Annotated in this window: 10 protein-coding genes and 1 riboswitch; of the genes, 3 read left to right on the forward strand and 7 right to left on the reverse strand. The window is 55.5% G+C overall.

All coding sequences use genetic code 11. The annotated features are described in order from the left end of the window. Positions 1-14: 14 nt before the first annotated feature. Positions 15-251: a helix-turn-helix transcriptional regulator gene (locus tag H6G13_RS13055; protein ID WP_190483654.1), complete on the reverse strand. Its 237-nt coding sequence runs from the start codon at positions 249-251 to the stop codon at positions 15-17. A 197-nt stretch (positions 252-448) separates the two neighbouring features. Between H6G13_RS13055 and H6G13_RS13060 the strand changes: the two genes are divergently transcribed. Then, positions 449-772: a peptide ABC transporter substrate-binding protein gene (locus tag H6G13_RS13060; RefSeq protein WP_190483655.1), complete on the forward strand. Its 324-nt coding sequence runs from the start codon at positions 449-451 to the stop codon at positions 770-772. Positions 773-921: 149 nt separating this feature from the next. Here the strand turns inward: H6G13_RS13060 and H6G13_RS13065 are convergent, their stop codons facing one another. The 5 genes from H6G13_RS13065 to H6G13_RS13085 all read right to left on the reverse strand — a co-directional run bounded on the left by H6G13_RS13065 (position 922) and on the right by H6G13_RS13085 (position 10430). Further along, positions 922-4530 (reverse strand): LamG-like jellyroll fold domain-containing protein, encoded by a 3609-nt coding sequence (locus H6G13_RS13065; protein ID WP_190483656.1) that lies wholly within the window; start codon positions 4528-4530, stop codon positions 922-924. A gap of 468 nt (positions 4531-4998) precedes the next feature. Continuing rightward, the gene (gene thiC / locus H6G13_RS13070; protein ID WP_190483657.1) at positions 4999-6369 is read right to left on the reverse strand and encodes a phosphomethylpyrimidine synthase; all 1371 of its coding nucleotides are present in this window, start codon (positions 6367-6369) and stop codon (positions 4999-5001) included. A gap of 110 nt (positions 6370-6479) precedes the next feature. Continuing rightward, the gene (locus H6G13_RS13075; protein ID WP_190483658.1) at positions 6480-7970 is read right to left on the reverse strand and encodes a Na+/proline symporter; all 1491 of its coding nucleotides are present in this window, start codon (positions 7968-7970) and stop codon (positions 6480-6482) included. 219 nt (positions 7971-8189) lie between these two features. Beyond that, positions 8190-8285, reverse strand: a riboswitch (TPP riboswitch). A gap of 117 nt (positions 8286-8402) precedes the next feature. Then, complete coding sequence (locus tag H6G13_RS13080) at positions 8403-9215, reverse strand: phytanoyl-CoA dioxygenase family protein (RefSeq protein ID WP_199305886.1); 813 nt, start codon at positions 9213-9215, stop codon at positions 8403-8405. A 102-nt stretch (positions 9216-9317) separates the two neighbouring features. Continuing rightward, positions 9318-10430 carry a hypothetical protein gene (locus H6G13_RS13085; protein WP_190483659.1) on the reverse strand — a complete coding sequence of 371 codons (1113 nt, stop codon included), beginning with the start codon at positions 10428-10430 and terminating at the stop codon, positions 9318-9320. A 277-nt stretch (positions 10431-10707) separates the two neighbouring features. Between H6G13_RS13085 and H6G13_RS13090 the strand changes: the two genes are divergently transcribed. Together H6G13_RS13090 and H6G13_RS13095 are read left to right on the forward strand one after the other, a co-directional pair. Further along, positions 10708-10962: a hypothetical protein gene (locus H6G13_RS13090; RefSeq protein WP_190483660.1), complete on the forward strand. Its 255-nt coding sequence runs from the start codon at positions 10708-10710 to the stop codon at positions 10960-10962. A 160-nt stretch (positions 10963-11122) separates the two neighbouring features. Beyond that, positions 11123-12160 (forward strand): MltA domain-containing protein, encoded by a 1038-nt coding sequence (locus H6G13_RS13095; RefSeq protein WP_242028310.1) that lies wholly within the window; start codon positions 11123-11125, stop codon positions 12158-12160. Between the two features lie 178 nt (positions 12161-12338). On the opposite strand, the gene H6G13_RS13100 is transcribed toward H6G13_RS13095, so the two are convergent. Next, entirely contained in the window at positions 12339-12983 is a 645-nt protein-coding gene (locus H6G13_RS13100; protein ID WP_190483661.1) for a cadmium resistance transporter, read from the reverse strand. Between the last annotated feature and the right edge of the window lie 280 nt (positions 12984-13263).

A 13263-nucleotide genomic window follows, 5' to 3' on the forward strand; every position in this document is an offset into this window, starting at 1 on the left:
TAACCTACAGGAGGCTATTCGAGATTGTCGCAGTTGCCTAGGTAGAGCTGTACAAAGGTTTCGGCGGCTTCGGGGTTGAGTTGCCGCAGGGCTTCTTTGATTTCAAATATGATGTCGCCCGCTGGGTCGCGTTGTTCTAGTACCCAGCGGTTTACGTTGGGCCGAGCTACGCCCATTGTCATCGCCAGCTTGTTCTGGCTGATGCCGTACATTTCCAAAACCTGCTTAAGAGCTTTTCCCACACGCGCCATGCCCCGATTGTGTCAGAGGCTCATCACTGCGTAAATGTAACCAGATTGGTACTATCTGTGGCATAGTAAATAGTACCAATCTGGTTACATCGCTTGAGGTGATTTCATGCTGCAAGACAGCTTTGGTCAGGATCGGCAAATTGCTTCGAATAAAGAGAAAGGGCAAGTTTGTCTGCCCTCTGGGGAATTCATAGGCGTTGCAGAAAACCCATCTCCAGAGGATGTGGCAGCATTTCTCACTTCCGACCCCTCAGACACCACTCCCACTGCCCCAACACCTTTCTCCTCCCCCCTCAACTTTCTCCTCCCCCCTCACTCCTCACTGCGATGGCCCTTGGCCAGTCTCTGACCATCGCGAACCCGTTCGCATCCTTGTAGTCGGCACTGCCCACGGCATTGATACCATCGTCCATACCCTCTATGCCAAAGGCTTTGCTCACATCAGCGAGTGGAGCCGCCTCATGCCCCACAGCCCCGGCAAGCTCATGCGTATCCTCACCCGCTACGTGCGATTGGATTAGAGGAGAGCTGCCTTTCAAAGAAAATGCGATCGCACATTTCCCGCCAGTCCTGGCCCCCAAAATACGCTACAGAAAAAGCCGGTCCCGATGTAGCACCTGTGGGACCGGCTTTGAGGAACTGTTTGAGGTGAACGTTTAGCCAGAGCGCTCTAGGTCTGATCTTGAATCATCCGTACCTGCCGCGACGGGCCAAACACCTGGTCAATGTTTGAGACCTCTAGAACGTTGTCAGAGAGCATGGTAGACACCTTCAAACGGGTGCCGCCCTCCATCGGGACATTAAACCGCCGCCGAATGGTTGAGCCGTTGATGTTGGCTTCCACCTCGACCTGGGCATCCACCCGATCGCTAGCGGGCATTACATCAATGCCGCCTAGACCGGGGCGCAGATTGAACTGCAAGTTGCGATCGCGACTGCCCGGCAGCTGGTTGATCTTAACCTTGATGCGATCGCGGCCAACCCCCAGCTTTTGATCAATCTCCATTTGCATCAGCTTGTCGCGATCGGGCTTCACTTGGAGCATATTTTTGCTGGTGTCCATGTCCTTACAGGTGACTTCCGTTTGCTCGGCTGTTGCCATCCCCGAAGTCATCAGGAACTGGTTTAGCCCCTGCTTGAGGGCATAGCGGAACTGACCATCGCGCACCCCGCGCACCTCATGTCGGAAGTCTCCTAGCCGATTTGCCTGCACAGCATTGACTAACATTTCGCGGGTCGCGGGCTGCAGGCTTTCGAGCACCGCCGGATCGTTCACGACCCGATGCAGCGTCCGAGCTTCGATTAGCTCAGTGGGCAAGGGGTCGTTGCGCACTGCGTCCCGAATTGCGCGCAGACCCCGGCTGTCTGCCAGTTCCCCTAATGCCAGGTGGGAGAGAACTGCTGGGGAAACTGCGCCTGCCCCTAGCACCACGTTGTTGTTCGTTGGGTTCATGCGCATCAGCAGTTCACCTGCCACCGTGCCCTTGCCCTGAGACTGGTCATAGCCCTTAAAGCCTACAAAGTAGCCGTTGAGCGGGCGACCATTTTGCAGCTGACTAGTGGCGCGACTGCCAAACGCATTGATGTCGTTGCCATTCAAGTCAGTGATGCTGGCGGTTTCGGCATCGTCACCCAAAATCAGAATCGTACCCGACAGAATCAGCAGAATAGCGTCCCAGATGGGCGTGCGTGGAGCCGTGTTGAGCGCGCTAAAAGGCATATAGTGCAGCCGTCCGCCACTCCAAGCCCCGCCGCGGTACGTGCTATCCCCCATGTACTCAAAGGTGTTGTCATCGGGGTTGACCGTCAGCGTCCGCAGTTGGTTAGGGAAGATAGGATCGCAAATGGTCATCTTCCAGGGCTTGGTGCTGCTGTCCCAGCCCACCGGCAAAATGCAGTGAGGTGCGCCACTGAAGTTGTAGTTTTGGGCCACACACAGCACCGGATGATTGCCCCGATTAAACTCCGCCCGTGTGCGGTTAAATACGTCCTTCGGATCGTGAGTATTGCCGGTGACAAACTCCTTCATAAACCACCAAATGGCGCTGGCCCCCACTTGATAGCAATGCTTCACGTTGAGCTCAGGCCGCACCGTATTCCAATCAGTAAAGCGGTTCAGCGGCAGCGAAAACAGGCTCGAATTTTTGCGGGCATAAATCGCCTCTAGCGACATGCCAAAGCAGTTGCCGTTTTCCGCCAGGTCTTTAACCACCAGCTCATAAAAAGCTTTTTCTAGCCAATCCGTTGCGTCCCACCATTCGGCTTCGCTATCCACGTCAGAAAAGGCACTGGCGTACTGCGAATAAGACAGGTTATCAGTACCCCGGTTCACCACACCCCAAAACTTCTCAGTCTCCGACAGGCTATTGATATTTACCTGCGGCTTCACCGAAGCCATGATGGCGTTGATCCTGCTAAAAGCGCCTGAGTTCAAAATGCCGCCATTTTCCCGCAGGCCCCAAGCGTTGGCCATATTGAGCACTTTAGTCCAGGTGCCAATATGGTCATCGTTGCCGGGGTCAGCGTCCCACACGTCTACCGTCAGCGTCACGGTTTTGTTGACGTTGGGCGTGATGACGTTGGGAATCGTGAGGTTGAGGTCAATGATGTTTTTGTTGCCGAAATCACCATCGGAGGGATGCCGTTTGCTGTAGAGCGTGCTGCTTCCTTCCTGCAGCGTAACTTTGACATAAATGTCGTTTTGACCCATGCCCCACCCTTCGGTTTCATCGGTGTCAATGCGGCCAATAAAGACCTTGAAGGGACGAGCAATAATGATGGACGACCCGCTGCCGTACCAGAGCAAGCTGCCCGTTTGAAAGGTGTTATGGCGGCCTGGAGAGGCCCCTGGAATGTCCTTTTCGTCGGAGGTGGGGAAGCCTAGTTCTCCGGCCGGGCCGCCTAAATCTAGATACTTCCGGCGAATATCGCCATGCACTTCAAACGTTCCGGTTTGACCGCTCCAATACACGGTGCAGTGCTCAAACTCGGAGAACTTGCCCACCACGGCACCGTTCTTTCTCACGTCTGATTCATTGGTGATGGGAAAGCCCCATTTGCTAGGACCGCCCAGGGTTAAATACTTGGTCAGAATGTTGCCGTGGACTTCGTGGGCGTTGGTGTCGCTGTCTTTGAAGTACATGCGGCAATTCTGAAATTCCTGCTCCAGGCCACCCGCAATCCGTTGGGCTGCTTTAGTAGGGAACCCCAGCGCCCGGGACTCTCCCAGCGCTTCGTAGTCTAGGTAAATCTGGCCGAGCACAGGCACTGCGCCGGTGTTGCTAGACCAGTAGATCGCTCCTTTCGAAAAGATGCTCTTGCGTCCATTGGGGTTGGTTGCTTTTTCCTCGTCGCTGACCAGGTAGCCCAACGCCGTGCGATTGGGCATAGCCTGGTACTGAGTGTAGATACTGCCATGGATCTCAAAGGCGGCCCCAATGCCGTCGTGATACATCAGGGCACCCTTGTCGTAGCGCTGCACGTAGGCGTCAATGGCCTGGTCATAGGTGAGGGCGCTGGCGGCGGCTCCCAGGTTATGGGTTGCGCGGAGAGACTCTAGCTTGTGGGTGATAAACCATTCGGGGTGTTCCCGGCGCTCGTCCAGGGCGGCCTCTAAATCCTTGGGAATGCCCGCCAGCCACTGAACAGCAGCAAATTTGCCGTCAAAGTGGTTGCGCTGGCCATCGACCCAGGTGCCAATGTATAGGTCAGAGCCCGCCAAAGGCTCTATGCGCCCTTGGGGAAAGGCGTGAACCGATACGATGCGCCCGTCTACAAACAGCGCCACCGTGTCGATGTCGTACACCAGATCGGCGGTGTACCACTGGTTTACCTTAAGACCTGTCGCAAACTGGCTGGTTGCTGCTTGCCACCCGTGGGCTTTGGGGGCAACGGAAGCCACCAGATCGAAATCGGTTGTTCCTGCCCGGGGCGTTAGAAATAGAGCAAAGGGCAGCCGGTTTGATTCAATCAGGTTTTGGCGTTGGTCAACTGGGCCATTGGCCTGGAACACAACGCGCAGAGTGAATTGGCGAAAATCAACGGCCAGGCCTGCTACCTGCACCGATGCCCGCCCGTTTTTGCCCATGTCAACGGCTTTGGGATAGTTGCCCAGAGGGGTCATTCTAGGGCCATCTGTGACGGTTGCGGACTGCACCAGGGTGGTCAGAGAGCCACCTACATCGGCTGCGGCTGAGTGTCGAATGGGGGTTGCCAGAGAGCCATCAGGATTGGAGAGCTGAAGGCTGTCAAACGTAAAGTCAACGAGTGTTCTTACCATAGTGATTTCTGGCTAATTGCCAATTGAGGGGGGTTTTGGCTGCACTAAAAAATCAGGACCCAATAAAGGGTCTATGGGTCTTTCCTGATTTCCAACTTCGAGGGGCGTTGGTAACTCTCATTACAGAATTGATTTCTGCCTTATCGGACAACCCACCAAATTCTTAAAAAAGCTTTACCACCCAATTTTTAGGATTATTTAACTGTTAGTAAGCGGAGCGCCCAGCGTCCAGTCAGGACAGCCGTTATTGCCAATGGCAGCCGCATAGAAAAGGGAAGTGCGATCGCACTTCCCTTCCACAAAAACGGCCTTTTAAGTTCTTCCCCGAGAAAAACCGGATTCTTCTACGCAAGCACAGTAGACACTTCTCCTTTAGAAAAAACCGGGACTCTGCTGCGGTGCGAAGTTTGCCCCTGTCTGCATAGGAGAATCCCGGTTTTTAGGCTTAGACCTCGGGTTTAGGCTGAGTTAAACCGCTTGCGTTTCCTTCGCTAAGAACTTCTCTAGCTCCGTCAGCGCATCTGCATCGACCTTCGTTTGCATCGGGCAAAACTTAGGCCCACACATCGAGCAAAACTCAGCGGTCTTGTAGATGTCGGCGGGCAGCGTTTCATCGTGATATTCCCGCGCCCGCTCCGGGTCTAGCGACAGCTCAAACTGGCGGTTCCAGTCGAAGTTATAGCGAGCGTGAGACATAGCATCATCGCGATCGCGCGCTCCAGGCCGATGGCGCGCAATGTCAGCGGCGTGAGCGGCGATCTTATAGGCAATCAGGCCAGCCCGCACGTCTTCAGCATTGGGCAGACCCAGGTGCTCCTTAGGCGTAACGTAGCAGAGCATGGCGGCACCGCTCCATCCGGCTAGGGCTGCGCCAATGGCGGAGCTGATGTGGTCATAGCCTGCGGCAATGTCTGTCACCAGCGGGCCGAGCACGTAGAAGGGCGCTTCTGAGCATTCCTCCATCTGCTTTTTCACGTTGTAGTCGATCTGATCCATCGGCACGTGGCCGGGGCCTTCGACCATCACCTGCACATCGTGTTTCCAAGCGAGGCGGGTCAGCTCACCCAGGGTCTTGAGTTCGGCTAGCTGGGCGGCATCGGTGGCATCGTGCAGACACCCCGGCCGCAGCGAGTCGCCCAGGCTAAAGGAGACGTCGTAGCGCTTGAAAATCTCGATAATATCTTCAAAGTGGGTGTAGAGCGGGTTTTGCTTGTGGTGGTGCAGCATCCAGCGGGCTAGAATGCCGCCGCCACGGGAGACAATGCCCGTGATGCGATCGCGCACTAGCGGCAGGTGCTCAATCAAGATCCCGGCGTGGATGGTCATATAATCCACGCCCTGCTGAGCATGCTTTTCGATGATGTGCAGGAAGTCGTCAGCCGTGAGCTGTTCGATATTGCCGTGAACGCTCTCTAAGGCTTGATAAATGGGGACGGTGCCGATGGGCACGGGAGACTGCTGAATGATGGCGGTGCGAATAACATCCAGATCGCCGCCCCCGGTAGAGAGATCCATTACCGTGTCGGCCCCATACTTGACAGACAGCAGCAGCTTATCGACCTCTTCTTGCAGGTTAGAGGAGTTGGGGGAAGCCCCAATGTTGGCATTTACCTTGCATTTGGTGGCAATGCCAATGCCCATCGGCTCTAGGTTGGGGTGGTTAATGTTGGCCGGGATGATCAGACGGCCCCGCGCCACTTCATCTCGAATCAGCTCAGGAGCCAAGTTTTCCCGCTGAGCCACGTACTGCATTTCTTCAGTAACAAGGCCCTGGCGGGCGTAGTGCATCTGAGACACGTTGGCCTGTCCCTGCCGTTTAGCAATCCATTCAGCTCTCATAGCATGACCTCTTGGGTTAGATAAGTTGGGTTAGAGATGCGATCGCATCCCCATTTCCAGATCGCAAAAACCTAACTGCCGCCCCACGCATGAATTAGGCGGGCGTGGAATTAATTCAGCGGTAGAACCTCAGAGTCGCCATAGGCCTTGATCTCGGTCTTGAGCCGAGTAAAGTCGAAGACCTGAGTGCGGCCCCACTGAGCCATCAGAGCAATCCAGCCGAGGGATATCGCAGTCGACACCACAATAGGAGCCGCAAAGCTGACCAGCAAATCCCCAGCAAAGGGCAGCCCATTCCACGGGCTAAAGTCAGGCCGAGGGAAGAACAGCGCTCCTACCCCAATGCCAATCAACGCACTCCAGAGCGCCATTGACCCAGTTAGCCGCCGCGAGTAGAGGCCAAACAGCACCGGAAAAATCGCCCCAGCACAAACCAGATCTGCCAGCAGAAACAGATACAGCACGTTGTAGCCCCGCGCCGCAATCAGCACTGCCGGCACTCCAAAAGCCACAATCAGCAGTCGAGACAGCTGCAAAATGCGGCTAGAGCGCATCTGCGGAAACAGCCGCATCATGTCTATGGTGAAGAGACTGGCAATGCCGTTGAGCAAAGTATCCAGGCTACTCATCACCAGGGCCAGGGCCAGCACCAATACCGCTATGCCAACCCATCCTGGCAAGGCCAGCGCCTGGATCAGCGAGAAAAAGGCCCGGTCATCAGTAAAGCCCAAGCTTGCCGCCAAAATTCCTAGCAGACCCGAAACCAGCAGCAGCGGCAGAATAATCAGAAACGATCCCAGAAAAGAGCGGCGTACCACCTGGCTGTTGCGGCAGGCGTAGATCCGCTGCCAGTTGCCCTGGTTGAACATTTCTGCCGCAATCACCGCAATTACCAGCGTCGCCCCAAACTTAATGCCGGGGCCATTGCCCAGCGACAGCAGCTGCGGTGCGGCCTGCTGGACGGGTGCGATCGCAGCCCCCCAGCCCCCCAACGCCATCACCGCAATGCCAAAGCTCAGCAGCAGCAGCGGCACAATCACCGCAAACTGAATCGCATCGGTGAAGATCGTGGCTTCCAGCCCACCCACCACTGTGTAGGCAAATACTGCCGTAATCACCAGCAGCGCCGTTACCCAGAGCGGCACATCGGCCATGATTTGGACGGCTTTTGCGATCGCAGTCAGCTCCGCCGCCACATAGACAAACATGTAAAAAACAATAATGCCTAGGGTCAGCAGGTACATGGCATTGCCAAAGCGGTGCAGCACGTACTCATTGAGCGAATGCCCCTGAGGCATCAGGTGGCGAATCCGTACCCCTACTACTGCAAACATCGCTGCCGGGGTCGCCTGCCCAATGCAGTAGCCAACAATCCCGGCAATTCCGCTAGTCGCGCCCACCTCCGGCGGACTAAACAAAATCCATGCCCCCATCGCTGAGGCCACAATCGTTGCCAGCGCCATCCCCGTACCAATTCGGTTCCGGCTCACCATGAAATCTTCTAGGCTGATTGCATGACGGCCCGCCTGCACCAGCCCCAGCAGGGCAAATGCCGCAACCGTCACCAGCATCACTGCCAAAGCCACAGCGCCAATGCTCATGGCCAACACACCTCATAAAAAGACGGGTCTAGTGGGCTAGAGGCGGCTGTCGGTCGGGGATAGATCTAATGCCTGCAGCAGACGTTTAAATCCATAGCCCCAGGAGGCGGAGATGCAATACATCTCCGCCAGCAAAATCACTCAGTTTTTACATACCGATAACTTTTGAGCTGACCCCAGCTCTCCAGCTTTCGATATCGAGACGTCGTTTCGGTAGCAAGACCTCAATCAACGCTTCCCTCCGCTGGTGTTAACCAGGTCAGGTTCTGAGGGTATATTCTCAGCCCGATTACTCGGACACCCCTAGCTTGAGGGTAAGCATACCACTAAATGGATGAATGGGTAGGGTGTGGGGAGTGGATGAGTAGGGAGTAGCTCGGTACAAGTATCAGCAAAACTATCGACCCGTCCACTCATTCACCCCCTACTTCCCTAATACGCGTACGCCTGATAAACCTCTACCTCAGGCCGCTCTTCCAGCGATTCCACGATGGGGTTAAAGCGCAGCAGGTGCTTGGCCCGATCCGAGAGCGTGTCCCAGGTAGCGCGGGGGATTTGGATCGATACCTCGGGGCGATACAGCCAGCGACGGCTGTAGCCGATGACAGCCATTGGGCGGGGGGTATTGGTGCGGTTAGGGGTGCCTCGGTGTAGGCCCCGCACGTCGCGGATCATGACGTCGCCCGCTCGTAGCATGATCGGCTCTAGCTCAACCGCACCCGATTCTAGCTGGCGCAAGCCTTCTTCTTTGGTGAGCATGTGGGTGCCGCGAGCGACTTCAAACGGGCCGTTTTCCAGCGTCACATCCACTAGGGGAAAGTTGACGGCTAGTTGAAAGGGCGGCGTTTCCTGCTCCATTTCGGGAAACAGCGGCGGCGCATCTCGGTGGATCGCCTGGTAGTCAGATCCTAAAAGCGGCGTGTCGGTTGCCAGTTGGCACATGACGGCATCCTCCCCCACCAGGCCCGCGACGATTGCCAAAACATCATCGTCTTCGTAAATGCTGGCCTCGGCAAAGGGTGCGTTGAAGGGGAGGGTGACATAGTAACGGGCAGAACCTCGGTTTTGCAGGTCGCCTTCCCGTTGGATGTGATCTTCTAGCAGGGGGGTGAAAGCGGCGCGCCAGGCTGCCAGCACCTCTAGGGAGAAGTGGTCTTTGAGAATGCAAAAACCGTCTTTGAGCGCGGCTTGGGTAAATTCTTGGATTTGTTGGTCGCTATAACGGCGGGTCATTTGAAGGGGCATAGGAATTACCAGAACATTCCGATTCTAGGAATCCCCATTTGGCTTGGTAGTATACATTACAAATTGTTGTGATCTTGCCTCTTTTAGGGATGAGTATGCTTGCTAAAGCAAGGCCTGAAGCTCAACCTGGACTTGCTGAAGCTGCAGGTACATCGCCCCCAGATTTTCTAGAGCGCGTCTCATGTCCGTGCCGTAGAGCAGGCTGCACTCCGAGTGTCCTAACATACTGCCCGGACGCCAGTAGAAAGGATGGATCATCCTGACCACCCCTAGAAGGCTCGTCAGCAGGGTTGCGCGGGTAAGGGGCTGATCCGGGTTTAACCGATCCGTTCCCCCGGTCATGTCAAACCCATAGTAATGAATCAACTGATGCAAGGCCAGGTAGAAGGCATCTTCTGGGCTTACGTCTACAGCCTGCTCTGCGGTGTAGGCCTGGGTCACTAACAGCAGGTTGTCTGTCTCCTTATGCTGCCTGCGGGAGCGGTTCAGCGCCTCTAGCTGCTCTAGTTGCGATCGCACCTCAGCCACCTTGTCATATAGCTCATCAATCATCTTGAGCGCATTTTCACGGCTGTCGGCGTGACCCGTTAGCAGAAACGTTTGAGGGTCGGAATAGGGGGCCATCTCGGTAAAAAACTGCTCTAGGATGTCGGCCAGCTCCCCTTGGGTGACGGGGCGCTGGGCGTCAAAAGTACCGTCGGCCTCCCTCAAACCTAGGCTAAAGTACCTCTCTAGCTCGACCAGGGCCGCTTCGTAATCGGGGGTTGGTTGGGCGACCGCGATCGCGTCCAGGGTCTTGGAGGGTGTGCTGATGGGCAAAGGGGCCGAGGGCACGGGAGCTGTCAGTGCCTTGGAAGACTGCCCTGAGGTCTGGGCGCGGGTGATGGCCCGCACGGCATCGGTCGTCAGCCGATCCACTCGCCCTTCTAGGTAAGTGTAGTTTGTTGAAAAGATGTAGCAAAAGTCTTGTTCCTGCTGAATTGCCGCAAACACAATATCTACCTTATCCAGTACCTGGTTTAGATTTAGATGCTGAACTAGACCCACAACATACTCTCGCTGCAGCACGACAGCATTGGGGTCAGGCAGGCTGCTGACGTCTGAGGATAGGGGCGGGGAGGTTGTAGACTGGGGGGCCGCCAGGGTGGGGGTAGCTACCAGCAGCAGGGGGAGGGCAGCAGCGGCAACTATCCGTAATCTGTTGAACGATGGCATGGGGTTCTCCCAAAACGTCACTGGTCTTGGAGGGCTGACAGCGGCAGGCAACAGTCCTGAATGGGTAGGGCTTGGGTAAAGGCTGATTTTGCAACTTAACGAACCCTTCAGGGCTGACAGCTTGAGTTCCGCACAGGATTCATGTACAGCAACAAAGTTAAGCCAACTCAGCCAATGACCCAAGAACCCGTAGGCCAGTAAAAAAACTGCTGCAAACTGCGATTTTTCTGCGTCAACAGCCCATAATTGAGGACGACGATTTGAAGGACGGTCACACATGCCCAGAACGCCCAGTGAATACATCGTTCACATGTTGTTTGACGGGGGCCATCGCGAAGAGGTGCGCTTTCAATCCATTCAGGATTTTCAGAAGTGGTACAGCAGCGAACTCATGCCTAAGGCCAGCTCAGACGACCTGATCAGCGTGCCTCTACCCAAAGTCAATCCGGGTGAGTACATGGTGATTCGCCCCTCCCGAATAGTGGGTATTCGCGTGGAACCTGTCTTTAGCTCCAGCGTCGAACGCTATTAGTCAACAGGTTTTCGACGTGACTCGACGGCTCCGCTTTTTTCTGCCAATCTTGATAGCCAGTTTTTTGGCTGTCGTTGGATTGGCAAGCTTGCCCCAACCCGGCAATCCTGCCCCTGTTCTTGTGCCCGTGTCGCCTAGCAGTTCGGCGGCTCTTGCTTCTTTGGGCTACGACGATGCTCTTTGGGGCAGTTCTGGAGACCGGGCTAACCTGATTCGGGCAATCGACTACAGCCTGCAATATCTGGCCACGCCTCAGGCAGCAACGGCCTATCAGCAGTATTCGGTGCCTGAATTTAGTCGCGATCGCACCCAGCGCAGTCTGCGGCGGCTGCGGCAGCTATTGTCTAGCAGCCCCACAGCCGAGGCCTTTCAGCAGGCCGTTTTGCGAGAATTTACCCTCTATCAGTCAGTGGGCCGAGACGGTCAAGGCACGGTTGATTTTACGGGCTACTTTGAGCCGATCTACTCAGCTAGCCGCACTCCCAGCGCTGAATATCGCTATCCTCTCTACCGTCGACCGGCCAATTTAGAACGCTGGGCCATGCCCCACCCGACCCGGCTAGCGCTAGAGGGCGCAGACGGTTTGCAGGGCGGCCAAGGGCAACTGCGGGGCCTAGAGCTAGTCTGGCTGCGAGATCGGCTAGAAGCCTTTTTGGTGCAGGTTCAGGGGTCGGCCAAGCTGGCGTTACCCGACGGTCAGCTGATGTCTGTTGGCTATGCAGGCCGCACCGAGCATCCCTACCGCAGCATCGGTCGAGCTTTGGTAGACGACGGCATTCTAGAGGCAGAAGGGCTGACGCTACCTGCCGTGATCGACTATTTCCGGCAGCACCCTGAGGCTTTAAACACCTACATTCCACAAAATCAGCGGTTTATCTTCTTTCAAGAAACCGCTGGCGGGGCTCCTAACGGCAGCCTGAACGTGCCTGTCACCGCCGGACGCTCCATCGCTACCGACAAATCGCTCATGCCCCCCGGTGCCCCCGCCCTAATCTCTGTAGCGTTGCCTCAGCAGAATTGCCAGGGTGAATGGAGCCCGCGCCCAGTAAATCGCTTTGTTCTAGATCAAGATACTGGAGGAGCCATTCAAGGCCCCGGACGGGTAGATTTGTTTATCGGCACCGGCCCCGAAGCCGGGGCCCAAGCTGGTCTGATCAACACCCCAGGGCAGCTTTACTACCTGCTGCTACGCCAATAGCCCAGCCGGTACTGGAAGATGGGAACGGGCTTGAAACCCTCTGATTGTCCTGCTTTTGACGACTTTTGAGCTTCGTAGCCGGTACTGTGCCAATATCCAGCCGGTAGGATGGGCAAAGCAAAGCGTGCCCATCAAAGCCGATACTTTTGAGTTTCGTAGGCAAAGCAAAGCGTGCTTATCAAAGCTGCCCTGTCACCAGCGACAGCGTGTTGTTCTCCACCAGAATATAAACCCCCAAACAAATCAGCACCAGCGGCACAATGCGGTGGCTGTAGCGATCCATTACACGACCGACTGTTGGGTGGCGAGAGATATAAAGCGCGACGTAGCACTCAATCGCAGGCAGCACAGCATAGGTGGCTAACACGACTACAAGCTGGGCCAAGTTGATGCTGGCAAACAAGGGAATATACACCCCAAAGTTATCGCCGCCATTGGCAAAGGTGACTGCTGCGACGGTGTAGGTATGGCGGCTCCACAGGGCCGATAGCCAAGATCTTTTCGGTGGGTCTGGGTTAACGACTTTGGCCTCAGGGGCCTCATTATCGTCTTCGGGGTTAAAGATTTGATTGAGTGCGATCGCAATTGGCAGTAGGCCCAGCAACCCTATCCACGCCTGGGGAATCCACAGACTGCCCACAAATCCAACTAGGCTAATTAACACAATACCGGCAAAGCCGAGGTACTGGCCTAGCACCACATGCCGTCGCCGAAACACTGCGTTGGTCTGCGAAAAAAACAGCGTCAGTAAAACCAGGTCATCAATATTTGTAACTACAAAGGTGATGATTCCAGTCACGATAGCGGCCAAAACCCAGGGCATTTTCAACCTGCTTAGTAAGAGGATGGTTCTATTAAAACTAGCGAAGAGACTAGCCCGGTAATAATAAACCCCCACAGCACTGAATTGGCGTGTGCCTAAGCAGCAGTGATATCCTAGACAGGATGTGTTGCAGTTGCGCCCCTGTCTGCTACCCCAGATAGTATCGCGCTACTGTAGGGGCATGACCCCGTTGCGGTTGCCCTATGTTTTAAGGCTGTATTGATGTCTTGGCACTACCTAGCCCGGTTATGGTTGATTTGCTCTAGAGGAGCCTGAGGCT

It is taken from the genome of Pseudanabaena sp. FACHB-2040 (assembly GCF_014696715.1).
GTDB lineage: Bacteria > Cyanobacteriota > Cyanobacteriia > Phormidesmidales > Phormidesmidaceae > JACVSF01.

What these genes read in the sequence shown, in the direction of transcription:
- H6G13_RS13055 (WP_190483654.1), bottom strand. Translation starts at nt 251, where the DNA reads ATGGCGCGTGTGGGAAAAGCTCTTAAGCAGGTTTTGGAAATGTACGGC.
- H6G13_RS13065 (WP_190483656.1), bottom strand. Translation starts at nt 4,530, where the DNA reads ATGGTAAGAACACTCGTTGACTTTACGTTTGACAGCCTTCAGCTCTCC.
- thiC (WP_190483657.1), bottom strand. Translation starts at nt 6,369, where the DNA reads ATGAGAGCTGAATGGATTGCTAAACGGCAGGGACAGGCCAACGTGTCT.
- H6G13_RS13075 (WP_190483658.1), bottom strand. Translation starts at nt 7,970, where the DNA reads ATGAGCATTGGCGCTGTGGCTTTGGCAGTGATGCTGGTGACGGTTGCG.
- H6G13_RS13080 (WP_199305886.1), bottom strand. Translation starts at nt 9,215, where the DNA reads ATGCCCCTTCAAATGACCCGCCGTTATAGCGACCAACAAATCCAAGAA.
- H6G13_RS13085 (WP_190483659.1), bottom strand. Translation starts at nt 10,430, where the DNA reads ATGCCATCGTTCAACAGATTACGGATAGTTGCCGCTGCTGCCCTCCCC.
- H6G13_RS13090 (WP_190483660.1), top strand. Translation starts at nt 10,708, where the DNA reads ATGCCCAGAACGCCCAGTGAATACATCGTTCACATGTTGTTTGACGGG.
- H6G13_RS13100 (WP_190483661.1), bottom strand. Translation starts at nt 12,983, where the DNA reads ATGCCCTGGGTTTTGGCCGCTATCGTGACTGGAATCATCACCTTTGTA.